We start from the raw sequence: 1237 nt of genomic DNA on the forward strand, positions 1-1237 counted from the left end.
GTACCGCCCGCGATCTGAAACAGCGTGTACTGGAAGGGCGAGCGCAGCGTGAACTCGAAGGTCGTCTCGTCGACGGCCTCGACCGCGAGCGACCCCGGAACGTAATCGTCGAGCGTTGTCTCGTCTTCGGGGGCCGCCCGAGAGGCCTCCTTCTCGTGGTCGATAGTCATCGTCTGCCCGATGATGTCATCTTGATTTCGGGAGTTCTCGGAGCCAGCCAGCCGTCGGTAGGAGTAGACGAAGTCCTCGGCCGTAACCGGGTCGCCGTTGTGGAACACGGCGTCATCCCGGAGCTGGAAAGTGTAGGTCAGGCCGTCGTCAGACATCGAGTAGTCCTCGGCCAACGCCCCTTCTGGTGGGTACATTCCGTTCGGGAAGTGCATCAACGGCTTGTTGTACTGGTTGTATCCCGCTCCAGAACCCTTCGCGTTGATAGGATCGAGGGTCTGAATGGATCCGGTGGCCATCATTTGGAGGGTGCCACCTGATCCGAACTCCGCCTCTTCCTCGTCGCCGCTTGAGTTACCGCTACTGGTCTCGGTGTTGCTGGACTCACCGTCGGTGCTCGGTTCACTATCTCCAGAACAGCCCGCGAGCGCCGTTACCGCACCTGCGCCTGCCACCGTGAGAAACCCCCGCCGTGTCTCATTTTGAACCATCAAATGGTTGTATCACTTATGGCATAATTACTGCTGCTATTTCCAATATGTGTCGGATTTGGGTGTGAAGTATTAATATATAGTTCCAAATAGAGTCACGTATACGAAATACAAACCCATTTACCGCCTCTCGGGAACCGCCACTCATGACCGAGAGTGGGTGGGCGAAAACGCTCGCGTCGGCGACAGAGATGGAAACAGAGCTGCGCGACGACGGCTGGGAGGTCATCACCGTACGCGCGGGGCACGTCGCGCCCGAACCGCCCGCACACGGCGACACCGACCGCTTCGGGCTGGTCTACCTCGCACAGGGCGAAGACGCCGACAACTTCACCAACGCCGTCGAGCGCGCCGCCTTCGACGGCTACGAGGTTTTCAACCGCCGCAAGGGAGAGGACCTCTTTGTCCTCACGCGGCTGACCGACGCGGAGCGCGACCTCGCGGTTCTCCTGGTCGGTGCCGTGAACCTCGCTCACGCCGGCGATCTCGCCGCGGCTGCCCGCAAGCACGGGATAATGTACTCCCACGTTCAGCTGCTCGACGGCACCCACCTCAGTAGCTTCCGCCACGATGATCCC

General features: G+C 60.5%; 2 protein-coding genes. One reads left to right on the forward strand and one right to left on the reverse strand.

Features of this window, described 5'->3' with window-relative positions; translation table 11 throughout:
• A partial coding sequence (locus DVK07_RS19320; RefSeq protein ID WP_233565526.1) for an ABC transporter substrate-binding protein occupies positions 1-659 on the reverse strand: 659 nt, incomplete at its 3' end.
• A gap of 146 nt (positions 660-805) precedes the next feature.
• On the opposite strand from DVK07_RS19320, the gene DVK07_RS19325 reads away from it, so the two are divergent.
• A partial coding sequence (locus DVK07_RS19325; protein ID WP_121598496.1) for a hypothetical protein occupies positions 806-1237 on the forward strand: 432 nt, incomplete at its 3' end.

The organism is Halorubrum sp. Atlit-26R, from assembly GCF_003666015.1.
Taxonomy (GTDB): Archaea; Halobacteriota; Halobacteria; order Halobacteriales; family Haloferacaceae; genus Halorubrum.